27 protein-coding genes are annotated in these 24,173 nt (G+C 62.6%); 16 read left to right on the top strand and 11 right to left on the bottom strand.

Annotated elements, in window-relative coordinates; translation table 11 throughout:
• Nucleotides 1-86: 86 nt before the first annotated feature.
• Entirely contained in the window at nucleotides 87-488 is a 402-nt protein-coding gene (locus DBR44_RS15845; protein ID WP_124644988.1) for a hypothetical protein, read from the top strand.
• A gap of 17 nt (nucleotides 489-505) precedes the next feature.
• On the opposite strand, the gene DBR44_RS15840 is transcribed toward DBR44_RS15845, so the two are convergent.
• Nucleotides 506-1,249, bottom strand: coding sequence for an ABC transporter substrate-binding protein (locus DBR44_RS15840; RefSeq protein WP_124644987.1), 744 nt, complete (start codon nucleotides 1,247-1,249; stop codon nucleotides 506-508).
• 116 nt (nucleotides 1,250-1,365) lie between these two features.
• On the opposite strand from DBR44_RS15840, the gene DBR44_RS15835 reads away from it, so the two are divergent.
• Nucleotides 1,366-1,866 carry a prolyl-tRNA synthetase associated domain-containing protein gene (locus DBR44_RS15835; protein WP_124644986.1) on the top strand — a complete coding sequence of 167 codons (501 nt, stop codon included), beginning with the start codon at nucleotides 1,366-1,368 and terminating at the stop codon, nucleotides 1,864-1,866.
• A gap of 94 nt (nucleotides 1,867-1,960) precedes the next feature.
• On the opposite strand, the gene lipA is transcribed toward DBR44_RS15835, so the two are convergent.
• From lipA to DBR44_RS15815, 4 genes are all read right to left on the bottom strand, one after another.
• Entirely contained in the window at nucleotides 1,961-2,908 is a 948-nt protein-coding gene (lipA, locus tag DBR44_RS15830) for a lipoyl synthase (protein ID WP_103526143.1), read from the bottom strand.
• The gene (lipB, locus tag DBR44_RS15825) at nucleotides 2,905-3,528 is read right to left on the bottom strand and encodes a lipoyl(octanoyl) transferase LipB (protein ID WP_124644985.1); all 624 of its coding nucleotides are present in this window, start codon (nucleotides 3,526-3,528) and stop codon (nucleotides 2,905-2,907) included. The genes lipA and lipB overlap by 4 nt, the downstream gene beginning before the upstream one ends.
• A 20-nt stretch (nucleotides 3,529-3,548) precedes the next feature.
• Entirely contained in the window at nucleotides 3,549-3,827 is a 279-nt protein-coding gene (locus DBR44_RS15820; RefSeq protein ID WP_103526145.1) for a YbeD family protein, read from the bottom strand.
• Nucleotides 3,828-3,920: 93 nt separating this feature from the next.
• The gene (locus DBR44_RS15815) at nucleotides 3,921-5,069 is read right to left on the bottom strand and encodes a D-alanyl-D-alanine carboxypeptidase family protein (RefSeq protein WP_124645107.1); all 1,149 of its coding nucleotides are present in this window, start codon (nucleotides 5,067-5,069) and stop codon (nucleotides 3,921-3,923) included.
• 225 nt (nucleotides 5,070-5,294) lie between these two features.
• Between DBR44_RS15815 and ilvA the strand changes: the two genes are divergently transcribed.
• The 5 genes from ilvA (at nucleotide 5,295) to DBR44_RS15790 (ending at nucleotide 8,837) form a co-directional block, all read left to right on the top strand.
• On the top strand, nucleotides 5,295-6,824 hold the full coding sequence (gene ilvA, locus DBR44_RS15810) for a threonine ammonia-lyase, biosynthetic (protein ID WP_124645106.1): 1,530 nt from the start codon (nucleotides 5,295-5,297) through the stop codon (nucleotides 6,822-6,824).
• Complete coding sequence (locus DBR44_RS15805; RefSeq protein WP_124644984.1) at nucleotides 6,824-7,198, top strand: DUF4440 domain-containing protein; 375 nt, start codon at nucleotides 6,824-6,826, stop codon at nucleotides 7,196-7,198. Before ilvA ends, DBR44_RS15805 begins: the two co-directional genes overlap by 1 nt.
• Before the next feature lie 34 nt (nucleotides 7,199-7,232).
• A complete protein-coding gene (locus DBR44_RS15800) occupies nucleotides 7,233-7,880 on the top strand; it encodes an HAD family hydrolase (protein WP_124644983.1) in 648 nt (215 codons plus the stop codon).
• A 227-nt stretch (nucleotides 7,881-8,107) separates the two neighbouring features.
• Nucleotides 8,108-8,347: a hypothetical protein gene (locus DBR44_RS15795; protein WP_124644982.1), complete on the top strand. Its 240-nt coding sequence runs from the start codon at nucleotides 8,108-8,110 to the stop codon at nucleotides 8,345-8,347.
• Between the two features lie 22 nt (nucleotides 8,348-8,369).
• Nucleotides 8,370-8,837 carry a hypothetical protein gene (locus DBR44_RS15790; RefSeq protein ID WP_124644981.1) on the top strand — a complete coding sequence of 156 codons (468 nt, stop codon included), beginning with the start codon at nucleotides 8,370-8,372 and terminating at the stop codon, nucleotides 8,835-8,837.
• Nucleotides 8,838-8,942: 105 nt separating this feature from the next.
• On the opposite strand, the gene DBR44_RS15785 is transcribed toward DBR44_RS15790, so the two are convergent.
• Nucleotides 8,943-9,209: a hypothetical protein gene (locus DBR44_RS15785; RefSeq protein ID WP_124644980.1), complete on the bottom strand. Its 267-nt coding sequence runs from the start codon at nucleotides 9,207-9,209 to the stop codon at nucleotides 8,943-8,945.
• A 189-nt stretch (nucleotides 9,210-9,398) separates the two neighbouring features.
• Nucleotides 9,399-9,962, bottom strand: coding sequence for a hypothetical protein (locus tag DBR44_RS15780; RefSeq protein ID WP_124644979.1), 564 nt, complete (start codon nucleotides 9,960-9,962; stop codon nucleotides 9,399-9,401).
• A 673-nt stretch (nucleotides 9,963-10,635) separates the two neighbouring features.
• On the opposite strand from DBR44_RS15780, the gene pdeR reads away from it, so the two are divergent.
• Nucleotides 10,636-12,615, top strand: coding sequence for a cyclic di-GMP phosphodiesterase (gene pdeR, locus DBR44_RS15775; protein WP_158613634.1), 1,980 nt, complete (start codon nucleotides 10,636-10,638; stop codon nucleotides 12,613-12,615).
• A gap of 37 nt (nucleotides 12,616-12,652) precedes the next feature.
• On the opposite strand, the gene DBR44_RS15770 is transcribed toward pdeR, so the two are convergent.
• Nucleotides 12,653-13,504 carry a crotonase/enoyl-CoA hydratase family protein gene (locus tag DBR44_RS15770; protein WP_124644977.1) on the bottom strand — a complete coding sequence of 284 codons (852 nt, stop codon included), beginning with the start codon at nucleotides 13,502-13,504 and terminating at the stop codon, nucleotides 12,653-12,655.
• Nucleotides 13,505-13,784: 280 nt separating this feature from the next.
• On the opposite strand from DBR44_RS15770, the gene DBR44_RS15765 reads away from it, so the two are divergent.
• The 8 genes from DBR44_RS15765 to mdcH all read left to right on the top strand — a co-directional run bounded on the left by DBR44_RS15765 (nucleotide 13,785) and on the right by mdcH (nucleotide 20,992).
• Nucleotides 13,785-14,732: a LysR family transcriptional regulator gene (locus tag DBR44_RS15765; protein WP_124644976.1), complete on the top strand. Its 948-nt coding sequence runs from the start codon at nucleotides 13,785-13,787 to the stop codon at nucleotides 14,730-14,732.
• 81 nt (nucleotides 14,733-14,813) lie between these two features.
• Nucleotides 14,814-16,475, top strand: a complete 1,662-nt coding sequence (gene mdcA, locus DBR44_RS15760; RefSeq protein WP_124644975.1) for a malonate decarboxylase subunit alpha — start codon at nucleotides 14,814-14,816, stop codon at nucleotides 16,473-16,475.
• Nucleotides 16,475-17,332, top strand: a complete 858-nt coding sequence (locus DBR44_RS15755; RefSeq protein WP_124644974.1) for a triphosphoribosyl-dephospho-CoA synthase — start codon at nucleotides 16,475-16,477, stop codon at nucleotides 17,330-17,332. Before mdcA ends, DBR44_RS15755 begins: the two co-directional genes overlap by 1 nt.
• A 22-nt stretch (nucleotides 17,333-17,354) precedes the next feature.
• On the top strand, nucleotides 17,355-17,651 hold the full coding sequence (locus tag DBR44_RS15750; protein ID WP_124644973.1) for a malonate decarboxylase subunit delta: 297 nt from the start codon (nucleotides 17,355-17,357) through the stop codon (nucleotides 17,649-17,651).
• Nucleotides 17,648-18,511: a biotin-independent malonate decarboxylase subunit beta gene (locus DBR44_RS15745; protein WP_124644972.1), complete on the top strand. Its 864-nt coding sequence runs from the start codon at nucleotides 17,648-17,650 to the stop codon at nucleotides 18,509-18,511. The genes DBR44_RS15750 and DBR44_RS15745 overlap by 4 nt, the downstream gene beginning before the upstream one ends.
• Entirely contained in the window at nucleotides 18,508-19,335 is an 828-nt protein-coding gene (gene mdcE / locus DBR44_RS15740; protein ID WP_124644971.1) for a biotin-independent malonate decarboxylase subunit gamma, read from the top strand. Before DBR44_RS15745 ends, mdcE begins: the two co-directional genes overlap by 4 nt.
• 62 nt (nucleotides 19,336-19,397) lie before the next feature.
• The gene (locus tag DBR44_RS15735; protein WP_124644970.1) at nucleotides 19,398-20,063 is read left to right on the top strand and encodes a malonate decarboxylase holo-ACP synthase; all 666 of its coding nucleotides are present in this window, start codon (nucleotides 19,398-19,400) and stop codon (nucleotides 20,061-20,063) included.
• Complete coding sequence (gene mdcH, locus DBR44_RS15730; RefSeq protein WP_124644969.1) at nucleotides 20,060-20,992, top strand: malonate decarboxylase subunit epsilon; 933 nt, start codon at nucleotides 20,060-20,062, stop codon at nucleotides 20,990-20,992. The genes DBR44_RS15735 and mdcH overlap by 4 nt, the downstream gene beginning before the upstream one ends.
• Nucleotides 20,993-21,036: 44 nt before the next feature.
• Here the strand turns inward: mdcH and DBR44_RS15725 are convergent, their stop codons facing one another.
• Genes DBR44_RS15725 through DBR44_RS15715 form a run of 3 tightly spaced genes read right to left on the bottom strand, consistent with a single transcriptional unit; the run spans nucleotide 21,037 to nucleotide 24,168 of the window.
• The gene (locus DBR44_RS15725; protein ID WP_199731075.1) at nucleotides 21,037-22,368 is read right to left on the bottom strand and encodes an aspartate aminotransferase family protein; all 1,332 of its coding nucleotides are present in this window, start codon (nucleotides 22,366-22,368) and stop codon (nucleotides 21,037-21,039) included.
• The gene (locus DBR44_RS15720) at nucleotides 22,365-23,435 is read right to left on the bottom strand and encodes a phosphotransferase (RefSeq protein WP_124644968.1); all 1,071 of its coding nucleotides are present in this window, start codon (nucleotides 23,433-23,435) and stop codon (nucleotides 22,365-22,367) included. The genes DBR44_RS15725 and DBR44_RS15720 overlap by 4 nt, the downstream gene beginning before the upstream one ends.
• Nucleotides 23,428-24,168, bottom strand: a complete 741-nt coding sequence (locus DBR44_RS15715; protein WP_199731074.1) for an SDR family NAD(P)-dependent oxidoreductase — start codon at nucleotides 24,166-24,168, stop codon at nucleotides 23,428-23,430. Before DBR44_RS15715 ends, DBR44_RS15720 begins: the two co-directional genes overlap by 8 nt.
• Between the last annotated feature and the right edge of the window lie 5 nt (nucleotides 24,169-24,173).

Below are 24,173 nucleotides of genomic sequence, written 5' to 3'. Positions count from 1 at the left end.
GCTTTCATGCAAAAGGCCCGACACCGTGTTCGGGCCTTTTGTCATGGGTCCGCAGGGGCCGCGCTCACAACACCGGGAAAGCAGCCATGGCCAGCAAAAACAGCAAGCACGACAAACCCCGCGCCAAGGCAGCGGCACGCACGCCTGAACAGAAAAGATGGTTGCGCGCCGAGGAAGCCTGCCGTCATGCCATGGACCAGCTGTTTGCCATGCAGCGCGGTGAGCGCTTTGCCGACAACGAGCTGGCCGGAAAGTATGCCGTGATGGCCGGGATTCACTACCGCAAGATACGCAACGGCAAGGTACTGGGCGCAGCCGACTTCAATGCCGCTGTGGAGGTCAGCACCGCCACCCGCCGCTGCCTGCAGCAACTGGATGCCACCCTGAGCTTCACCACCCTGCAAGATGACCCCGCCCTGCTGGCCGTGCTGCAACAGATCGACAGTGTGCTGGAAGACTACCGTCAGCTGAAAGGCAGCAAGGACTAGCAGCTGCCGGCATGGCCTCAGTGCAGATGCCGCGCCAGCATGGGCGCCAACTGCCCACTGGCTTCCAGCCTGAGCAGCGCCTGATCCAGCTGCCCGCGCAGCCTTTCTGCTCCAGCCATTTGCCGGGAAATCATGAAATACACCCGCACCGGGCCGCTGGCAGGCAGTGGCCGCATATCAAGCGGCGCGCGGCCCGCAGCCGCGGCCACCCCCAGCTTTTGCAAGCCCTGCCACACCTCGCGATACTCGACAAAGCCACGGCAATGCCCGGCCTGCAGCTTGCGCAACAGATCAGGATAATTGGCCGAGCCAGCATCCACCTGCGCCGGACTCAAGCCAAAAGCGTGATAATTGAAACCATTCAGTCCGCACCAGGGCAGCCCGGCCGCAGCAGCCCGTGGCGTATGCAAGGTCAGCTGTACGGGTTGCAATTGCAAATAAGAGCGGGTGAACAGAAAGTGCTGCGCCCGCTCTGCCGAATAGCTGGCAGCCATCACCAGCTGCACCTGCCGCCCCTGCTCGGCAGCGGCAAGACAACGCGCAAAGGGCATCAGCCTGACTTCGACGCCAATCCGGTCAGCCAAGGCCGCACGTAGCACATCCGGCGAATAGCCCTGCACCTCGCTACTGCCCGGCAGGCGATACGATGACGGCGGCCACTGATTGTCCCCACCACAAGCCACCACCGCCGCCCACAGCGGCAAGGGCAGCATCGCCATGATCATCAGCAGCCCACCACAACCCATGCTTGCTCGCCTCATCCGCCTCCCACTAGTCAGCCATCCCGGCCGACGCCATCAAACTGCCACCCAAAACACCAACAATACCATCATGGCAACTGACTTTTCGAGCGGGAGCCCTCATGCTAGGCTGGGACATGCCTCAAACACTGTATGCATTTCTGGCGGCACAGCACATCAGCTACCAGCGCTTCGACCATGCGCCGGTGTTTAACTGCGCCGAAGCCAGCGCCATCATCCCCGACCTGCCGGGCGCAGAAACCAAGAACCTCTTTCTAAAAGCAGGCAAGAGCGGGCGCTATCTGCTGATCTGCTTGCCTGCCGCGCAGCGGCTTGATCTCAAAGCCTGTGCCGAACTGCTGCAGATCAAGGGACTGGGCTTTGCCTCACCCGAGCGCTTGCAACAGGCATTGGGCCTGACGCCGGGCGCAGTCAGCCTGCTGGCCGTCATCAATGATCAAGCCGGCGTGGTGGATGTCATCATCGACCCGATCCTGCTACAACATCCCGCCGTACTGTGCCACCCCTTGCACAACAGCAGTACGCTGGCCGTTGCCACCGGCGATCTGCTGCGCTTCCTGCAATTGACGGCTCACCCGCCACGCCTGCTGGCCTTGCCGCTACTGCCATCCGGCTGAGGCACACGCAAAAAAAAGGCTGCAACCAGAAGCACACAAGCACGCTTCCCGTTACAGCCTTTTTGCGGCACAGGCCGCGCTCAGCATCTCAGACTCAGACGCCGGCCTCGTGCGCCTGCACATCGGCATGGTAGCTGGAACGCACCATGGCACCGACCGCAGCATGGGCAAAGCCCATTTCGTAGGCTTTTTCCTCGAACATCTTGAACACGTCCGGGTGCACATAGCGCAGCACCGGCAAATGGCCATCGGACGGTTGCAGATACTGGCCGATGGTCAGCATGTCCACGTTGTGGGCGCGCAGGTCGCGCATCACTTCGAGGATTTCCTCGTCGGTTTCGCCCAGGCCCACCATCAGGCCGGACTTGGTACGCACCGCCGGATTCTTGGCCTTGTAATCTTTCAGCAGCTGCAGCGAATGCGCATAATCGGCACCCGGACGGGCCTGCTTGTACAGGCGCGGCACGGTTTCCAGATTGTGGTTCATCACATCGGGCGGCGTGGTGGTGAGAATATCCACCGCCAGATCGAGCCGGCCACGGAAGTCCGGCACCAGGGTTTCGATCTGGGTATCCGGCGAGGCAGCCCGTACCGCACTGATGCAGTCGGCAAAGTGCTGGGCACCGCCGTCGCGCAGGTCGTCGCGGTCTACCGAGGTCACCACCACATACTTCAGCCGCATCGCAGCCACGCTCTCGGCCAGATGCTTGGGCTCGTTCTCGTCCAGCGGATTGGGGCGGCCATGGCCCACGTCACAGAAGGGGCAGCGGCGGGTACAGATATCCCCCATGATCATGAAGGTAGCCGTACCCTTGCTGAAGCACTCGCCGATATTCGGGCAGGTGGCTTCTTCGCACACGGTATGCAGCTTCTGATCACGCAGAATCTGTTTGATTTCGTGAAAGCGCTGGCCGGTGGGCAGCTTGGCGCGAATCCACTCCGGTTTTTTCAGCTTTTCATCCAGCGGCACGATCTTGATGGGAATACGTGCGGTTTTGGCGGCGCCTTTATGCTTGACCCCTGCCTCGTTGTCCAACTTCATGCTGTCTCCTTCACCACGGTAAGGTGTTTTTCCAGCTGAGGCAGCAGCAGCTCTGCCACTTGCGCCAGGGATTTATCCACCCCCAAATCCTTCATTTGCGTCACCCGCAGGCCTTCATAGCCACAGGGATTGATCCAGCTGAACGGGGTCAGGTCCATGTCCACATTCAGCGACAGGCCGTGATACACCGCTCCGTTCTTGATGCGCAAGCCCAGCGAGGCAATCTTGGCGCCATCCACATACACACCGGGGGCGTTGACATCGCCATTGGCGGTAATGCCCTGCCCGGCCAGCATGTCGATGACCGCCTGCTCGATACGCCGCACCAGTTCGCGCACGCCGATGTGCATGCGCTTGAAATCGATCAGCAGATACACCACCAGCTGGCCGGGGCCATGATAGGTGACCTGGCCGCCACGGTCGGTCTTCACTACCGGAATATCAGTCAGCCGCAGCAAATGCTCCGGCTTGCCGGCCAGGCCCTGGGTATACACCGGATGATGCTCCACCACCCATAGCTCGTCCGGCGTATCTGCCGTGCGGCTATCGGTAAAGGACTGCATGGTGCGCCAGGTCGGTTCGTAGTCCACCAGACCCAAATGCTTGATCAGACGCTGCACGCGCAAGGCTCCTGTTCGGTTTAAAGCACCATCTTGACCATGGGATGGCCGGTGAGCGACAGATAGATATTGTCCAGCTGTTCGCGCGAGGTGGCGTTCACGGTAATGGTGAGCGCATAAAAACGCCCACCCGAGCTTTCGCGCAGGGTGACATCATGCACAGCCAGATCGGGGGCATTCACCCGCACCACTTCGGTCATGGTGACCACGAATTCATCATGCCGCTCGCCCATTACCTTGAGCGGAAAACGACAGGGAAATTCGATGATTTCCTGCTTCTCAGGGATTTGTTCAGCCATATTCAACTCGATCCGCAATGGCAAACGGCCCGCATCTTCCGATGCAGGCCATTGCCTGGCCCCGTCAAACGGGGCGGTCAATCAAAAGCCGGATTACTTCCAGCCCAGCATCAGCTTGATGCTGTCCCACAGGCGACCAAAAAAGCCGCCCTCTTCCACTGCCTGCAAGGCAACCACCGGACGCTCCAGCAAGGGCTTGCCATCCAGGCTGACCACCAGCTTGCCCACCGTCTGGCCGGCCTTGATCGGCGCGATCAGCGGCTGGATGGTGGACAGGTCGGCTTTCAACTGAGCTGCCTGACCCTTGACCACGGTGGCGTAAACATCCTGGCCGAAACCAACCGGCACCGACTTGGCCGCACCCTTGTACACCGGAACATCGGAAACCGGCTTGGCTGCCGAGTAAAGTTTGGGCGTATCGAAAAACTGCAAGCCGTAGTTAAGCAACTTCGAGCTTTCCACCGCGCGCGCTTCCGGGCTGGCGGTACCCACCACCACCGAAATCACCCGGCGACCATCACGATGGCTGGAGGTGATCATATTGTAGCCTGCGGTATCGGTGTAGCCGGTTTTCATGCCGTCCACATTGGGGTCACGGTACAGCAGCAGGTTGCGGTTGGGCTGGGTGATGTTGTTATAGGTAAACGACTTGATGGAGTAAGTAGGATAAAACTCCGGGAAATCGCGAATCAGCGCGGCGGACAGGATGGCCAGATCATGCACCGTGGTGTAGTGATCGGCATGCGGCAGGCCGGTGGCATTGCGGAACTGGGTGTTCTTCATGCCCAGCTTCTGCGCCTGCTGGGTCATGACCTGAGCGAACACGTCTTCGCTGCCGGCAATGGCTTCGGCCAGCGTGACGCAGGCGTCGTTGCCGGACTGCACGATCATGCCCTTGATCAGGTCATCTACCTTAACCGGCACTTTCGGATCGAGGAACATGCGCGAGCCGTCGGTTTTCCAACCACGGCTGGACACGGTCAGCATCTGGTCCAGCGTCAGACGCTTTTCCTTGACTGCCTTGAAAGTGAGGTAGGCGGTCATCAGCTTGGTCAGCGAGGCCGGTTCGACACGCGCATCCGGGCCTTGAGCGGCCAGCACTTGTCCGCTATTGAAATCAACCAGATAGTAGGCTTTGCCAGCAATTTCCGGCACCGGCGGTACAAAGGCAGCAGTGGCAGAGGCAGCAACAGGCAGGGCAAGCGTGGCCGCAAGCAAAATTCGGGAGATGGTGGTTTTCATTGAGATCGACAACTGGGTGAGGGCTACAAACAATAGCCGTTGATTATACACGCCCACGCTGCTGCGTTGACCGTAAATGGCCGGTTTTTGCAGCAGAATATCGCCTGCTGGCAGGACGATTGCGGCAATGCAGCATGAAAATGGCGACACGGCTTCCCGCCGGCTTGGAGTTCCTGCTACTCTGACAGTTCAATAAGAATGAACGACAAGGACATCGGCATCACCATGCAAGACAAGCAAGACTATCTGGAGCGCATCCTTACCTCGCGCGTCTATGACGTCGCGGTGGAAACGCCGCTGGAAACAGCGAACAATCTCAGCCGCCGCACCGGCAACACCATTTTGCTGAAGCGCGAAGACCTGCAGCCGGTGTTCTCGTTCAAGCTGCGCGGCGCCTACAACAAAATGGCCAAGCTGACACCCGAGCAGCTGGCCAACGGCGTGATTACCGCCAGCGCTGGCAACCACGCCCAGGGCGTGGCGCTGTCGGCCAAGAAAATCGGTTGCGAAGCCATCATCGTGATGCCGGTCACCACCCCGCAGGTGAAGATTGACGGCGTCACCAGTCGTGGCGGCAAGGTGGTATTGCATGGTGAATCGTTCAGCGATGCCTACCAGCACGCCATGACCCTGGTGGCCGAAACCGGCAAAACCTACATCCCGCCGTTTGACGACCCGGACGTGATTGCCGGCCAGGGCACCATCGGCATGGAAATCCTGCGTCAGCACCCCGGCCATATCGATGCCGTGTTCGTGGCCATTGGCGGCGGCGGTCTGGCCGCTGGCGTGGCCAGCTTCATCAAGCGCCTGAAGCCGGAAATCAAGATCATCGGCGTGCAGCCGGTGGACTCGGACGCCATGAAGCAGTCCATTGAAAAAGGTGAGCGCGTCGAACTGAAAGACGTGGGCCTGTTTGCCGATGGCGTAGCGGTGAAGCTGGTGGGTGAAGAAACCTTCCGCATCTGCCGCGAGCTGCTGGATGAAATCATGCTGGTGGATTCGGATGCCATGTGCGCCGCCATCAAGGACATCTTCGAAGACACCCGCTCCATCGTGGAACCGGCCGGTGCGCTGGCTGTGGCCGCTGCCAAGGCCTATATCGAACGCGAAGGCTGTACCGGCCAGACCCTGGTAGCCATCAACTGTGGCGCCAACATGAACTTCGACCGTCTGCGCCATGTATCGGAACGCTCCGAACTGGGCGAACGCCGCGAAGCCATCATTGCCGTCACCATTCCGGAAAAGCCGGGCAGCTTCAAGCAATTCTGCGCAGTCATTGGCAACCGCAACATCACCGAATTCAACTACCGCTTTGCCGACCCCGGCACCGCCCATGTGTTTGTGGGTGTGCAGATCAGCGGCAAGCAGGATTCGGAGCGCATCATCAGCGAGCTCAAGGCCAATGATCTGGATGGGCTGGACCTGACCGACAACGAGTTGGCCAAGCTGCACATCCGCCATCTGGTGGGCGGGCATGCGCCGCAACTGAAGGATGAGCGCGTGCTGCGCTTTGAATTCCCCGAGCGTCCGGGCGCACTGATGCGCTTCCTGGAAGGCATGCGCACCCACTGGAACATCAGCCTGTTCCACTACCGCAATCACGGTGCTGACTATGGCCGCGTGCTGGTCGGCATTCAGGTTCCCGCCAGTGACAATGCCGAGTTCCAGCACTTCCTGGATGGCCTGGCCTACCCCTATGTGGAAGAGACGGACAATCCGGCCTACAAGCTGTTCCTGGGCAAGACCATCCGTTGATGCCGCCCCTACCACCTGAGCTGCTTGCCCTGCTGCAGGAGCAGGAAACCGAACTGCACAGGTGGTGGCAACTCCCACCGGACAGGCTGGCGTTATTGCTGCATGATGATTTTGTCGAAGTCGGCCTGTCGGGAACCATCCACGACAAGGCCGTCTTGCTCCGACCTGCACTGGCACACCCTGCGGTGCATACTTCCAGTTTCAGCGCCGAGATGCTGACAGCAGATAGCGCCTTGATACGCTACCGCAGCTGGCAACTGGCCGCAGACGGCAGCATGCAGCGTCAAGCCCTGCGTAGCTCCATCTGGCTTCAAGGCCCGACAGGCTGGCAACTACGCTTTCATCAGGGCACCGCCATCGTCAATTTGGCGTAAACTGGCAAGCCCTCCATATTGCCGACACTACCCCATGATTCAAGCCGTATTGTTCGACCTCGACGGCACATTGGCCGATACCGCGCGCGACCTGGGCGCCGCGCTCAACCGCCTGCTGGCCGAGGAAGGCCTGCCGCCACAGCCCTATTCCGCCATTCGTCCGCTGGCCAGTCATGGCGCACGCGGGCTGGTTAGCCTGGGCTTCGGCATCGACCGCGAGCACCCGCGTTTCGAAGAATATCGGCTACGCTTTCTTGATCAGTATGAACACAGTTTTGCCGATGAAACCGTGCTGTTCGACGGCGTCAACAGCATGCTCGAAGCACTGGGTGCCAAGGGGCTGGCCTGGGGCATCATCACCAACAAGCCGATGCGTTTCACCGACCGACTGGTACCTGCCCTGCCCTTTGCCAGCCGCCCGGCGGTAACGGTCAGCGGCGACACCGTAGGCGTCCCCAAGCCGGACCCGGCCCCCATGCTGCACGCCGCCGCTCTGATCGGCATTGCGCCGGAACATTGCCTGTATGTGGGCGATGCCGAGCGCGACATCCAGGCCGGCCGTGCCGTCGGCATGAAAACCGTACTGGCCAACTGGGGGTATATCTCGGAACAGGATCAGCCGCAGCGATGGGGTGCCGACATCAGCATCGAGCACCCGCTGGAGCTGCTGCAGCACCTGTAAGAAGCTGTCCATCGCCTGCTGCGTTGCGGAACTGGCTCCAAGCCAGCCACCGAAAACCCGCACACAACCCGTATCCCGCCAGTGGCCGATACGGGTTTTCTTTAGCCTGATTAAACACCAAAAAGAAACAATATCTTGAGTGAAAGCATCTATTTCCACATTCGGGTAATCAATACACTGCATCCATACGCTTGCAGTGCCAGCGCAACCCAATCAGGAAACAGATCATGAAAAACCTCACCCTCGCCCTCATCGCCCTTGGCTTCAGCACCGCCGCCCTGGCTGGCCATCACGATACCCGCCCCAGCGCCGCGGACATCAGCGCCTGGCAGGCAGAGCAAGCAGCCATCAAGGCTGCCGATGCGCAGCTGCCAGCGGAACGGCAGGCAGCCATCGCCCGCGACAATGCCGCCTGGCAGGCAGCCCTGCTGCAGAAAAACCAGCACAACGCCGGTATCAATCACTGAAACAACGAACGAGGCAACATCCATGAGCCATCTTCATCTGCATATCGGTGCCGAACACACCAGCCTGGGTCAAGCGCAGGCGCAAGCTGCACAACAGCAAACCAGCATGCCGGTCGGCTGGCAGACGGCACTGGCCTGCGGCAAGCAGCCCACCCTGCCAACGGCTGCCGCTCTGGAGCTGGCCATCATGCAGGTGGAAGACGCCATCAGCGCCAGCTGGCCGCAACGCCTGGCACTGGATACGGTCAGCAGCAGCGACCCGGCCATCTACCAGATGGCAGCGCTGTGCGGCCTGCCACAACATCCCGGCAGCCAGTTGGGACGACACAGCGTGGAGGGCCTGTTTTCACGCCTGGCCAATGCCGTGGAGGGCGGTGCGGCAGCTGGCCTGCCGGATAGCGCCGAATTCATCGCCAGCCTGCTGATCCTGCGCGAACTACTGCACCATCTGGACATCGCCACCATCACGCTGACCCGCCCCGCCAGCTGAAACCGCATCTCACTGCAACAGCATCGGGCAAAGAAAAACCGCCGCCAGATCACCCTGGCGGCGGTTGCATGTCGATCAGGCTGCAGCGGCAGCCCGAACCCGGACTCAGAAGGGGTAGACCACTTCCGCCGGCTTGAACTCGCAAGGCTTGTCGGACGGTGCCGCATCATGCATTTCAGCCTTGCTGTCGGAAATCTTCTTCCAGGAACCACCCAGGCTACAGGCAAAATCCTGCCCCAGTTCCAGCTCACCAAACGTCGATGGCAGTACCGGCTCTTCGCAGTGCGGGCACAGATTGGCCGCAGGGCCTGTCAGCTTTGCCCGGCTGGATACCTTGTCGCACCAGCAACATTTGATTTGATCTTCAGTCATCTTCACTTCCCGTTACCTAAGCTTGCCATGTCGAAATGACGCGAATGCAGCCGGGCATTATACCCTGTCTCGGGCAAACCTCCGAATGAGGGTGAAGCGACGCACGCCGCGCGCCGCGCCGGCGCGGCATCCTGCCTTAAAACCGCAGCGGGTGGTGAGGGGCAAATTGGCACCGGCAGCTTCGGTCGGCTACAGCGGCTGCAAGACGCCATCGCCCTGCGCCGTGGGCAGAAAAGTGGCAAAACCATGACGGGCATAGTTTTCCCGCAGCACGGCCAGCCGCGCTGGCTGGGCCGCATAGGCTGCCGGTAACAGAAAGCCGATGCGTGGTGCCGGCATGGCCAGCCGATCGACAATCTGACGAAACACCCGGCCATGTTCCTGACTGACCGCCTCCAGCAGCAAGGCCGATACCGGCAAGATCAGCCCCTGCTCGCCATAGCCGGCTTGCAGATAATTGAGCAAATGCAGGCTGCGGATAAAGCGGTCCAGCACCACCGGCGTTTCGCTGACACGGGTCAGCCGCGTCAATGCCTCGTCCGCCAGCACCTCGCCTCCCGGCGCAATGGCTTGCAGCCGCGCCAGTACGCCCAGCGACTGGCCGGCAGCATCATGGGCCGGCTCGAACTGGCTGGACAAGCGCACCTTGATGAACTCACCCATTACCTGCCCGTCAGCCGTGCTCCATAGCGGAAACTCCATGAAGTACTCGGCATGGACGGTGCGTAAAAACTGGGTGAGAAATGCATTCATGACAAACCTGACCATCTGCAGGCAATACTTAATGGGAATAAAGGACAATGCCGGCCTGGCGCTTACCAGCGGCGGCAGACAAATGAACAGGCTGATCCACGCCTCACTGTAGCCCGACCAGCCTGGATTGCTAAATGCCCATTCCTCATATCGCTATTCGCCACACAGATAAGCCGCCGGCGACAAGCCAGTATTGATATGGCACAAATCAGTGAAAAGTTGCACTGGACCGCAAGAAATACCCGCTGGATACTGGGGACGTTAATCCTCCTCCATCCTTATGGAACTTGCGCCCACCCCTTGCCGGGTGGGCGATTTTTATTCCGCCGCCCGGCTACCTCCCCCCCCCACCGCTGATTGACAGTCACGCTAGCTGACTTGCCATCTTCAAGCGCCGCTGACAGGCCTGCCTGCCACGCGTCTGCCCTGCCTGAACACAAACCGCCCTAACAACTGCTTTAAACAAATTTAGAGTAATCTGCAGTGACAGAAGCAGCCTGCGCCAGCCTCACCGGCACAGTGGCACTGACAGACTGCTCGGCACAGCGCTAATCTTTGAACAGAAGCTTATTTATGCAATAAGAACAACTCGATATACTGCATGAAACAGCTCAATAGGCGTCATTTTTTATAGTTTTTATTTAAATTGACGTCATCTGCAGAAAGAAACAACGTGATTGACCTTACGCCCTCCTCCTGGTTGACGCAGCGATTCGGCACGGACAGCCCACGCTGGAGACTGCCGCCGGACTCCAACGCGCTCTATCTTTCCGATGCCGACGACCGGATGATCGTCGCCATTGCACTGAGCAATGCCCAAGCCGAAGATGTCCGCAGCCTGGAAGGCTCCACCGCCACCGTCGCCATCGAAACCCAGCTGGAAGGCATGCCACTGGGGCTGATCCTGATTGGCCGCCGCACCGACCATGACGAATGGCGCGGCGTGGCCACCTGGTGCAATGACACTGCCGCCGTGCGGCGCGAGATGGAACGCGGGCTGAATTTCTCCGAGCAGGTCATTTCCGAAGTCAGCTCGCTGATCGTGATCGTGGACGACCAGGGCAATATCAAGCGCTTCAATCGCGAATGCGAACGGCTTTCCGGCAAGACCGAGGCCGACGTCATGGGCAAGAACGCACTGGAGCTGTTCTTCTCGGCCGAAGAGTCGGAAAAGATTCGCGCCAACCTCACCACCTTCTTCCGCAGCATGCACAGCTGGGAAACCGAACGCCACATCCTGACCAAAGACGGCCCGCGCCTGATCTGGTGGCGCAACCGGCTGGTACGCAACGCCACGGTGGACCAGTGGTTTCTGGTGTGCTCCGGCACCGACATCACCGAGCAGCGCCGCGCACAAGCCAAGCTGGAGGAACAGGCCAGCACCGACAGCACCACCGGCCTGCCCAATCGCCACGCCATCCAGAACATCATCAATCTCGCCGTTGCCGCCAAGCCGGCCAAACCCTTTGATCTGCTGTTCCTGGATCTGGACAACTTCAAGAACATCAACGACCACTATGGCCATGCCATGGGTGACCTGCTGATTGCCCGTGTCGGCAAGGCGCTGCGCGAGCAAATCGGCCCCGGCGATGCGCTGGCACGCTTTGGCGGCGACGAATTCCTGCTGCTACTCTACGACGCCACCCCGGAGAAAACCGCCAGCGTGTGCCGCCAGATCCGCACGCTGATGGAAACACCATTTACCCTGCAGCACATCCAGGTTTACTCCGGCTGCTCCATCGGCGTGGCCAGTTTTCCGGCCGATGGCGAGAGCCTGAGCGAGCTGGTACGCAATGCCGACACCGCCATGTATGCCGCCAAGGCAGCAAACAAGGGTGGCGTCATGTATTTTTCGCGCGAGATGAACAACCACCTGCAGGAAAGCATGTGGCTGGATGGCGGCTTGCGCCAGGCCTTGCAGGAGAGCCAGTTCAGCCTGCACTACCAGCCGCAGGTTTGCCTGCGCAGCATGCAGGCGGTTTCGGTGGAGGCACTGATCCGCTGGCAATCGACCGAGCGCGGCATGGTGCCGCCGCTGAGCTTCATCCGTTATGCCGAGGATTCCGGCCTGATCAAGCAGATTGGCCGCTGGGTCATCCGCGAAGCCATGGCGCAGGCAAGACGCTGGAGCACCCTGCCGCAGCCGCTGCGCATTTCGGTCAATCTGTCGGCCCGCCAGTTGGGCGACCCCGAGCTATTGTCCGACTTCATGGCCGCCATGCAGCAGCATGGTTTCACCCAGTCGCCGCTGGATATCGAGCTGACCGAATCCTGCATCGCCTCGGATGAGGCACGCACCATCGAGATCATGAGCGCGCTGCGCGCACTGGGCGTCAACATCCACCTGGACGACTTCGGCACTGGCTATTCTTCGCTGTCACAGCTCACCCGCCTGCCGCTGCAAGTCATCAAGATGGATCAAAGCTTTATCCGCGCCATTCCGGCGGATGCCCGATCGATGGCGCTACTGCGCTCCATGGTGGCGGTGGCACAGCAGCTGGATTTCCAGATCGTGGCCGAGGGCGTGGAAACCGACAGCCAGCTGGACTTCATCCGTGAAATCGGGGTCGACCTGGCTCAGGGCTATCACTTTGCCCGCCCCATGCCCGCCGACCAGCTGGAACAATGGCTGCGCCAGCATGGCAAACCCTGAAGCGGATCTGCCATGCCATTCAATCAGCGGCCCGGGTTCAGGCGCGCGTGCGCTTGTTCTGCAGCTGAACCAGTCTTTCCATATAGGCAATATCCTTGTCTTCCACTGACAGCGCGGTATCCACCCAATCCTGGGTGATATCCATCAGCTCTTCGCGGTGAATGGGGAATACCCGGTGGCGGGCGCGCAGCATGGCACGGATGCCGTTCATTCTGGGCTGCAGGGTGTCGATGAAGGTTCTGGCGGCCATCACCCCCTCACCCGGTTCGAACAACTGGTCGGCCAGCCCCACCTCATGATGCCAGGGGGCACGCGGTGCCTCGCCCGAGGAAATCAGCTGCTCGGCCACCCTTTGCCCCGCCTTGCGCCCGACAAATGAATAAGCCCCCATGCCGGGGAAAAGATTAAACGAAATCTCGGGAAATCCCATTTTTGCATCGCGCTGCGCCAGCAGGTAATGATGGGCCAGCGCCGCCTCAAAGCCCCCGCCCAGGGCACTGCCCTCCACCAGTGCCAGCGTGATGACATTGCGGCCAAAGCCGCCATCCAGATGGCACAGAATATCAATGCATCGGGTGGCATAGCTGGACAGTACAGCGCGCTGGCGCTGGCGTATGGCCTGGGAAAACAGGCTCAGATCGCCACCGGTGTTATACATGTGCGGCACGGTTGAACCCGAGATAAAGAAATCAATCGGCAGCTTGCTGTCGCGCACCGCGCGGAACACCGCTTCCACATCATCCAGCAAGGCCGGGTTGAAGCTGGGGCGCGGATGGGTATGCATCATCAGCCACACGATGCGACGGGCGCTTTCGTAGTAAGCGGTCAGTTGCGATGTGTGACCTGCTTCGGTAAAAATCTGGCAATCCTTGTGGAATGCATCAGTCATGTCGGCTCCTCATGAGCGTGGTGGAAAATCGATGGAACGTTTGATTTTCCAGCTTTGCCGCCAGCATAAACAGTGACCTCGGTTCATTCCATCTGTTTTGAATAATTTTATCCTTTTCATTTTATTTAAAGAAAACAACAGGAAATGGTGACTTTTGCCTATTCCTCCATATTTCCATTCATCATGACATTTACGCTGTTTTTTGCAAAAAACGGCTTGCCCGCCTGCCCGGCCACCGTTTCACCGGGCGCCAACCACTCCCACCCGGCAAGGCCACGCGATGATCAGTGAAGAAATCACCCTGCGCAAACTGCAGATCCTGACCGCCTTCGTCGCCAGCGGCAGCCTGGCACGCACCGCCGAGCGCATGCAGATGAGCACCGTCAGCGTGCACCGCGCCCTGCATTCGCTGGAAGACGCCATGCGCTGCGCGCTGTTCCGCCATGAAGGCCGCCGGCTGATTGCCTTGCCTGCCGCCCTGGCGCTGGCCGAAGCTGCCGAGGACGCCGGACGCACACTGGAAAGCGGCATCCGCAAGGCCCGCGAAAAAGCCGGCTTTGGCGCGGCCCAGCTGAAAATCGGGGCCATGTACTCGCTGACGGTGGAGCTGATTCCGCGGCTGGTGATGGGGGTCAAGCTGCGCCGGCCCGAGCTGGCCATCGAATTGCAGCTGGGTTCCAACACCCAGCTGCTGGACAAGCTGCAAGCCCAGGATGTGGACGCCCTGCTGATGTCGCTACCCGTCGATGGCAGCCCGCCAGGCCTGCTGGCGCTACCCTTGTTCGAGGATGAGTTGTTTCTCGCCTCCTCGCTGGCCAGCCCGGCTCCTGCCGGTGCAGAGGCGGATCTGACCGACTACCGCCACCACAAGTTTGTCGCCCTCAACGACGGTTTTGCCACCAGCCGCGACTTCCAGCGCCTGTTCAGCCACGCCGGCTACCAGCCGGATGTGGTGATGCGGGTAGATGACATTTTCTCGCTGATGAACCTGGTGGCGGCCGGCGTGGGCCTGAGCCTGCTGCCCGGCCGGGTCAGTGCCTTGTTTGCCGGGCGCATCCGCTTCACCCCATTGGCCCCGCAGTGGCGTAGCACCCAGCATATCGGCCTGTTGCTGCAGGAGTGCCGTGAGCGCGATCCCAACCTGCTGGCCTTGCTGGCCGAAGCGCGCATGCTGGGGCGGCACATTTCCAGCAATGGCCTTGCCGCCAAACCATTAGCCTCAGGCTAACAATTCGCCAGCCAGCTTGATTGATGGCCAGCCTGCCAGCGCCTACCTTGCAGACATTCTCATCTGCGATATGGAGCACCCATGCTGGCAGCCTCATCCCCCTCCCCGGTCTGGAATCGCCGCCGAAATGAAAAACGCCGCCGGATTGAGCGGGTCAGCCATCTGGCCAGCGGCCGCATCCTGCCCACCCGCCAGCTGACCACCGCGCTGGAAATCCTGATCGCCCCCGGCGACCGGGTGGTGCTGGAAGGCAACAACCAGAAACAGGCCGACTTCCTGTCGCGCAGCCTGGCCCGGGCAGACCCGGCCCGGCTGCATGACCTGCACATGATCATTCCCAGCGTGGGCCGGCCCGAGCATCTGGACATCTTCGAAAGCGGCATTGCCCGCAAGCTGGATTTTTCCTTCTCCGGCCCACAAAGCCTGCGCATTGGCCAGCTATTGCAGGATGGCTGCCTGGAAATCGGCGCCATCCACACTTATGTCGAGCTGTATGCCCGGCTGTTTGTCGATCTCACCCCGAATGTCGCGCTGGTGGCCGCTTATCAGGCCGACCGCCATGGCAATCTCTACACCGGCCCCAGCACCGAGGACACGCCGGCACTGGTAGAGGCCACCGCTTTTCGCGACGGCATCGTCATTGCCCAGGTCAATGAAATCGTCGACGACCCGGCCGAACTCACCCGGGTGGACATTCCGGCCGACTGGGTGGATTTCGTGGTGCTGGCCGACCGCCCCTTCTTTATCGAGCCGCTGTTCACCCGTGATCCGCGCCTGATCAAGCCGGTACACATCCTGATGGCCATGCTGGCGATACGTGGCATCTACCAACGGCACCAGGTGCAATCGCTCAACCACGGCCTGGGCTTCAATACCGCCGCCATCGAATTGCTATTGCCCACCTATGGCGAACAACTGGGACTGAAAGGCAAAATCTGCCGCCACTGGACGTTGAACCCGCACCCCACCTTGATTCCGGCCATCGAAAGCGGCTGGGTGGACAGCGTGCACTGCTTCGGTGGCGAACTGGGCATGGAAGCCTATGTGGCGGCACGCCCCGATGTGTTCTTTACCGGGCGTGACGGTTCGTTGCGCTCCAACCGCGCCTTCTGCCAGATGGCCGGGCAATATGCGGTGGACATGTTCATCGGCTCCACCCTGCAAATGGATGGCGACGGCCACTCTTCCACGGTCACCCATGGCCGGCTGTCCGGCTTTGGCGGCGCACCCAATATGGGTCACGACCCGCATGGCCGGCGGCATGCCAGCCCGGCCTGGCTGGACCTGATCCAGACCGACAACCTGCTGGCCCGTGGCCGCAAGCTGGTGGTGCAAATGGTAGAAACCTTCCAGGGCGGCGGCCAGCCCACCATCGTGGAAAGCCTGGACGCGGTGGAAGTGGCCCGCAGCAACGGCATGCCACTGGCACCGGTCATGATTTACGGCGACGACGTCAGCCATGTGCTGACCGAAGAGGGCATCGCCTATCTGTACAAGGCGCAATCGCTGGAGCAGCGCCGGCAGATGATTGCCGCCGTGGCCGGCATCACCCCCATCGGCCTGCGCCACGACCCGGCCAGCACGGCCAGCCTGCGCCGGGCCGGACTGGTGGCCCTGCCGGAAGACCTGGGCATCCGCCGCAGCGAGGCCAGCCGCTCCTTGCTGGCGGCCAAGAGCATGGCGGAACTGGTGAGCTGGTCGGACGGGCTGTACCAGCCGCCGGCACGGTTCAGGAGCTGGTAATGCGGCGCGCCCTTCTACCCGATCAGGCCGGGCAACTGGCCAGCCAGTTGGCGGCATTGGCCTGCCAGTCGCTATTGGACGAAGCCCGGCTGTCCCCCAAGCCCGGGCTGGTCGACAGCCGTGGCAGCGGCGCACATCGCGATCTGACCCTCGCCCTGCTGTGCCGCTCGGCCCATGCCTTGCAACCGGCCTTCTTCGCCATGGCCCGCGCCGCCTGGCAGCAAGCACCCTCGCCAGCACTGCGCGCACAGCTGGGCAGCCTGGGCCGTGCCGGCGAGCAGGCCATGCTGCAAGCCAGCGGCGGCGTCAACACCCATCGCGGCGCGATCTGGGCCATCGGCCTGCTGGTGGCCGCCGCCGCCATGGACGCCAGCCAGCCGCAAGCCGTGGCGGTCTGCCAGCGTGCCGCTGCGCTGGCAAAACTACCCGACCACCAGCGGCCGGCACCACCGCGCAACGGTGAACTGGCCTGCCAGCGCTACGGCGTGGGCGGTGCGCGTGGCGAGGCCCAGCAGGGTTTCCCGCACATCACCCGGCTGGCCCTGCCCGCCCTGCATGCCAGCCGCGCGTGCGGCGACGGCGAGGTCAATGCCCGGCTCAATGCCCTGCTGGCCATCATGAGCCGGCTGGACGACACCTGCCTGCTGTCACGCGGCGGCATGCCGGGGCTGACGCTGGTGCAGAGCGGCGCACAGGCGGTACTGAGCGCAGGCGGGGTAGCCACGCTGCCCGGACGCCGCCGACTCTATCAACTGGAAAAAGACATGCTGGCGCAACGCCTGTCACCGGGCGGCGCAGCCGACCTGCTGGCCGCCACCCTGCTGCTGGACCGGCTGCCGGCCATGGCAGCCCACTGACAAGTAGAAGCAAGGAGCAATCATGGAAAAACTGCATCTGGACTACCCGGCCGGCGCACCGGCCACACAGCGTGTACTGGTCGGCGTAGTGGCCTCCGGCGACCTGGAAGTGCTGATCGCACCAGCCGCTGCCGGCAGCTGCCACATCGTGATCCACAGTGCCGCTGATGGCAGCGCCGCCCGCTGGCGCGCCCAGCTCGACCGCCTGTTTGCCGATGGCCAGGCCGCCGCCATGCAGATGGAGATCAATGATTTCGGTGCCACCCCCGGCGTGGTCAGCCTGCGGCTGGCCCAGGCACTGGAGGAGCTGTCCGCATGAGCCATCAACAAGACATCGCCCGCCTGTTGCAGGGCCGCAGCTTTATCGAGCTGAGCGCACGCGAACGCGCCCACTGCCTGCTGGATGCCGGCAGCTGCCGCGAGCTGGCCGGACCGTTCGAACGGCTGTACTCACCCTGGCTCAGTGCGCAGGGCATCGTGGCGCAGGCCGATGACGGCGTGGTCATCTGCAAGGGCTTGCTGGATGGCCAGCCGGCGGTGGTGGCCGCCATCGAAGGCAGTTTTCAGGGTGGCAGCCTGGGTGAAGTGGGCGGAGCCAAGCTGGCCTGCGCACTGGAACTGGCGGCGGCAGACAATCGCCGGGGCATTGCCACCCGTGCCGTCATCCTGTTTGAAACCGGCGGCGTGCGCCTGCAGGAGGCCAATCTGGGTCTGGCTGCCATTGCCGAAATCCATGCCGCCATTGCCGACCTGGTCCGCTATCAGCCGGTGATTGGCATCATCGCCGGCACCGTGGGCTGTTTTGGCGGCATGTCGATTTCCGCCGGCCTGTGCAGTTATCTCATCGTCACCCGCGAGGCACGGCTGGGCCTGAACGGCCCGCAAGTCATCGAGCAGGAAGCCGGCGTGGCCGAATACGACTCACGCAACCGCCCCTTCATCTGGAGCCTGAGCGGTGGCGAACAGCGCCATGCCTGCGGACTGGCCGATGCCTTGCTGGAAGACGACAGCGTGCTGATCCGCCAGCAACTGCTGCACTACTTTGCCAGCGGCCTGCCCGGCACGCCGCGCCACCGCCGCAGCCAGCACACTCTACAGCGGCTGCTGGCCATCGACAGCGCCGCCCAAGCCGATGCCGACTCTGCCCGTCAACTCTTCCAGCAAGGAGCCCGCCCATGAGCCAACCTTCCATCAGCCAGCGCGGCCGCGACTGGTTTCACGCACTGTGCGGCCAGCAACCCTTGCTTGCCGGCTATCCACCATCACTGCTGGTGGCTGACAGCGAACTGGCCGGCCAGCCGGCACGCTATATCGCGGTGGTGGCCGATCCGCACAATCCTTTTATCCGTGCGCGCCACGGCGAGGTAGGCCTGCTGGAAGGCTGGGCGCTGGCCGCCGCCATCGACGCCGCAGTGGAGGCCGACCGCCAGCAGCCTTGCCAACGCGCCATCGTCGCCATCATCGATGTCCCCAGCCAGGCTTATGGCCGGCGCGAAGAGGCCTACGGCATTCACCAGGCGCTGGCCGCCGCCGCTGCTGCCTATGCGGGCGCACGGCTGGCGGGCCATCCGGTAATCGGACTGATTGTCGGCAAGGCCATGTCCGGCGCGTTTCTGGCCCATGGCTACCAGGCCAACCGCCTGCTGGCGCTGGACGATGCCGGGGTGATGGTGCATGCCATGGGCAAGCAGGCTGCCGCCCGCATCACCCTGCGCACGGTGGAAGAACTGGAAACACTGGCCGCCAGCATCGCGCCCATGGCCTATGACATCGCCAGCTATGCCAGCCTGGGCCTGCTGTGGCAATTGCTCAAAGTGCAGCAGCCAGACCAGCCCACACCGGCCGATGTACAGCTGGTGCGTGCCGCGCTGACTGAGGCTTTGCACGATATCCAGGCCGACCCGCAACGCGACCTGCGCCAGCGGCTGCATGGCGAACACCGCCAGGCCACACGCCAGGTACGTGAGTTGCTGCAGCGGCAATGGGCGGAGAACGAAGGCTAAAACCAGCACAAATCCGGCGCAGTAAAGCCTTGTGGCCTGCCGTTTCTTTTCAGGAGTTTCCGATGCTCAAGCCTTACCTGCCGCACGATCTGCTGTGGCTTGCCAGCCCTTCGGCCCTGGCCACCGACAGCGAGCTGCCCGCCTGGCTGCCACAGCATTGGCACCCCGGCCTGCCGGTGGTGGTGCGCCGCGCCAGCGCCAGGCCCGGCTGGATTGCGGTCGGGGTACGCGGCCCGCAGCGCTGGCAACGCTGCGCCTTGTGGGCGCGCAGCAAACAGCTAAGCCGTGTGCTGCGCCCGGAGCAAGTGGCGGCACAGCAAGGCTGGCGCCAGCATCCGCGCCTTGCCGCCCTGCCGGCACTGCAAGCCCTGCAGCGGTCACACGCAGCCTTGCTGGCCTGCGGCCTCGTCTGGGGCATCACCGGTAGCGCCGGCTTTGAGCTGGCAAGCGGCCAGCCCGCCCTTGGCAGCGACAGCGATCTTGACTTGCTGCTGCGCTGCCCGCAGCCACCGGATCGTCCACGGTTACAGACACTGGTCGCTGCACTGGCACAGCTGCCTTGTCGCGTGGATATCCAGCTGCAAACCCCAGCCGGTGGCGTGGTGCTGGCCGAATGGCTGCGCGGTGGCCGGGTGCTGCTGAAAACCGCCACTGGCCCCTTGCTGCTGGATGAGCCGCTGGCCCCATGGCCCGGCAACCGGACCCAGCAGCTGGAGCAATGCCCATGAGCGTACTGTTTACCTTTCCCGGCCAGGGCAGCCAGCGCCCCGGCATGCTGCAGCAGCTGCCGCAACACGCGGCCTGTCAGGCGGCACTGGCCGAGGCCGCATCTGTGCTGGGCAGCTCGCCGCTATTGCTGGATTCTGCCGCAGCGCTGCGCTCCACGGTGGCGGTACAGCTATGCCTGCTGATCGCTGGCGTGGCCTCGGCCCGCCTGCTGCAGCAGGAAGGCATCCGGCCGCAGATGGTCGCCGGCTTGTCGATTGGTGCCTTTGCCGCTGCCGTGGTGGCCGAAGCCCTGCCGCTGGCCGATGCCCTGCGCCTGGTGCGGCGGCGCGGCCAACTGATGGAACAGGCTTATCCGCAGGGCTATGGCATGTGTGCGGTAAGCGGCCTGGCCCAGCCCCAGCTGGCAAACCTGCTGGCCCAGCTACAGGCCGCCAGTCATCCGCTTTATCTGGCCAATATCAATGCCGAACGGCAACTGGTGGTGGCTGGCAGCGATGCCGGCCTGCAGCAGCTGGCCAGCCTGATCCAGACCGGGGGAGCCGGCCGCTGCCAGCGGCTGGACATCAGCGTGCCATCGCACTGCAGCCTGCTGGATGAAGCTGCCAGCGCGCTGCGCCAGGATTTTTCCCGCATCAGCCTGGCCGTTCCACGACTGGACTACCTCAGCGCCAGCTCCGCCCGCGTGCTGCGGCGGCCCGAGCAAATTGCCGATGATCTGGCCGGCAATATGGCGCGACTGGTGCGCTGGCACGACTGCAGCCGGCTGGCATATGAGCGCGGCGCACGGCTGGCGGTGGAGATGCTGCCCGGCAGCACCCTGAGCAAGCTGGTCGGCACGGTATTTGAAGATGGCGCGGCATTGGCCCTGTCCAGCACGCGGCTGGACAGCCTGCAAGCCCAGGCCAGCCGGTGGCAGGCGCAAGGCTAGTGCGGCCAGCAGGCAAGGCCGCAGCAGGTTTTTAGCAAGCAGCGCTAAAGCGCAGCCAGCACCGCATCCAGCGCATCCAGCAACAGGTCGGCATGTTCACGGGCAAACGGCAGTTGCGGCCGCAGCTTGAGGATATTGCCGGCCGGACCGGTGGCGCTGAGCAGCACCCGCCGTTCGCGCAGCGCATTGACCACGCGGGTGGCCGCGGCCGTGGCCGGCTGTTTGCCCTGGCGGTCGTTCACCAGTTCCACCCCAAGGAAAAAGCCCGCGCCACGCACATCGCCGATCAGCTCATGCTTGCCGGCCAGTGCCTCTAGCCCCGCCTTGAGATAAGCCCCGGTGACGTGGGCATTGTGCTGCAAGCCCTCCTGTTCGATCACCTCCAGCACCGCCATGCCGGCGGCACAGGACACCGGATTGCCACCAAAGGTATTGAAGTAACGCACCCGGCTGCCAAAGGCGTCGATGATGTCGGCGCGTGCCGCCAGCCCGGCCAGCGGATGTCCGTTGCCCATGGGCTTGCCCATGGTGACGATGTCCGGCAGCACGCCATGCCGCTGGAAGCCCCAGAAATGGCTGCCGCTGCGGGCAAAACCGGCCTGCACCTCGTCGGCGATGAACAGGCCGCCAGCGGCGTGGATGGCATCGACAGCGCCGGCCAGAAAGCCGGGCGGATCGGCAAACACGCCATCGCTGGTAAACAGCGTGTCCACCAGCAGTGCCGCCGGGCGGATGCCGTGGCGCTGCAAGTCGGCCATCGCCGCCTGCACATCGCGGGTAAAGCGCGCGGCTACCTCATCGGGATTACCGCGATAGCCATCCGGCGCGGCCACGGTACGTACATTCGGCCCCAGCGCCACGCCCTCGCCAAAAGCCGGCGAACAGGCGGCCACGCTACTGGTGACGCCATGGTAGGCATGGCTGCTGACAATCAGCCCGCTGCCGCCAGTAAAGTTGCCGGCCAGCCGCAAGGCCAAGTCATTGGCCTCGCTGCCAGTGCAGGTAAACATGGCCTGATAGCCGGGCATGGCCAGGGTAGCCAGCAGGCGCTCGGCATAATCGACAATGCCTTCGTCCAGGTAACGGGTATGGGTGTTGAGCGTGGCCGCCTGGCGGGCGATGGCCTGCACCACCTGCGGATGGCTGTGCCCCACCGAGGCAACATTGTTGTAGACATCCAGATAGGGCTGACCGGCGGCGTCGTACAGCCACACCCCCTCGCCCCGCACCAGATGCAAGGGCTGCTGATAGAACAGGCGATAAGCCTGGCCCAGTGCCTGTTGCCGCCGCCGGATCAGCGCCTGCTCCTGCTCTGGCAGGCTGGCCAGCGTGGTCGGGTCGAAGGCATTGGCCATGCGTTGGTCTGGCGGATTCATGCTTGTCCTTTCGTCTGGCACAACTGCTGCAGATAAGCGGTGGCGCGTGCCGGGCCAAACGCGGCCAGCCTTTGCAGACCGTCCCAGCTCAGGCCGTTGTTGCGCAGGATATAACTGCGGTTTTCCGGATAACGTGCCGCGCGCCAGCCGGTGATGGTGACCGTCATGCACAGCCGGGTCATGATCAAGGAATACAGCAGATCGATTTCGCCGGGCTGCAAGGGACAGACCGCGTGGTAGCCGGCAATCAGCTCGCCGGCGCTATCCAGCGGGTTGTCATTGGTGGACAGCTGGTAGGAACAGGCCACCGCCAACTCGTTGATCAAGGGGGCTTCCACCATGTCGCCAAAATCGATCAGTCCGGCAGTAGTGACATGGTCTTGCGGATCCACCAGCACATTGTGCGGGTTCAGGTCGTTGTGAATCACCTGCCGGCGCAAACCCGCCAGCTGCGGCTGTACCTGCTGCATGAAATGCGCCAGCCAGTCAGCCAGCACTGCCTTTTGTGGCCCGTCCGGGGTTTCGGCCAGCAGCGGCTGCAGCCGCTGTGCATGCTGGATGTCCCATAGCAGCGGGTGATGGGCGGCCGGGTGCGCATAGTCGCGCAAGGCATTGTCCAGCCGGCCCAGCGTCTGCCCCAGATGACGGCGCTGGGCCGCACTGCGCGGAGTCTGATGCAGCGGCTGCCCGGCCAGATAGCTGAGCAGGCGCAGCACGCGCTGGCTGCCATCGGTCATTTCGACTGCGGCATAGGGCTGGCCGTCGCGGTGCGGCAGCAATTGCGGAATGGGCAGGCCGGAGTCTTGCGCCAGCGCGTGCAGCAAGGCACGACTCTGGAAATCGGTGACGGTACGGTCTTCGGCTGGATGCGTCAGCTTCAGTACATATTCGCGGCCATCGTAGCCACGGATGTGGAAGTTGGCATCGCGTTCGCTATTGAGCGGGCTGGCCACGCCACGCAGGCCGTAATGCTGCCACAGCAACGCGGTGGCCTCGCTGCACTCTACCGGCGCGGCGGCGGTGGAAAACAGCTGGTCGATCACACCATCAGACACGGTCTCAGACATGCTGGCCACCATTGATATGGATTTCCGAGCCGTTGATATAAGAAGAGTGGCCGGAGCAGAGGAAATAAATGGCCTCGGCCACTTCATGCGGTGTGCCCAGGCGGTGCATCGGCACATCACGCTCGATGATGCGGGCGGTATCCGGCGACAGGATGGCGGTGTCGATTTCGCCTGGAGCGATGGCATTGGCGCGGATGCCATGCGGGCCAAACTCGTGTGCCAGCTCGCGGGTGAGCGCCGCCAGCCCGGCCTTGGAGGCGGCATAGGCCACGCCGGCAAACGGGTGGACGCGCGAACCGGCAATCGAGGTGACATTGACGATGGAGCCCTGCCCCTGTTTCAGCTCGGCAAACAGGCCGCGCGCCAGCAAGGCGGTGGACACCAGATTCACATTCAGCACCCGGCTCCAGTCATCGGCGGCGCTGGCCAGAATGCCCAGCCGCTCGCCCTGCGGCCCCTTGGGTGAAATGCCGGCATTGTTGACCAGTGCATGCAGCTCGCCATGGGGCAGCCGGCTTTGGACTTCGGCAATCAATTGATCCAGGCAGGACAGGTCGGACAAATCGGCCTGAATATGGCTCTGCCGTGCCGATGGCCACAGGCAGTCGGCGGAAAACGGTTGGCGTGACACGGTGAAAATCTGCCAGTCATGCTCCTGAAACAGCTTGACCGTGGCATGGCCGATGCCGCGACTGGCACCGGTCAACAACATATAGCGGGTGGATGGAGGCATGGCAT

This window comes from Aquitalea sp. FJL05 (genome assembly GCF_003852595.1).
Lineage (GTDB): Bacteria > Pseudomonadota > Gammaproteobacteria > Burkholderiales > Chromobacteriaceae > Aquitalea > Aquitalea aquatilis.
This window is presented reverse-complemented; position numbering and strand designations above follow the sequence as displayed.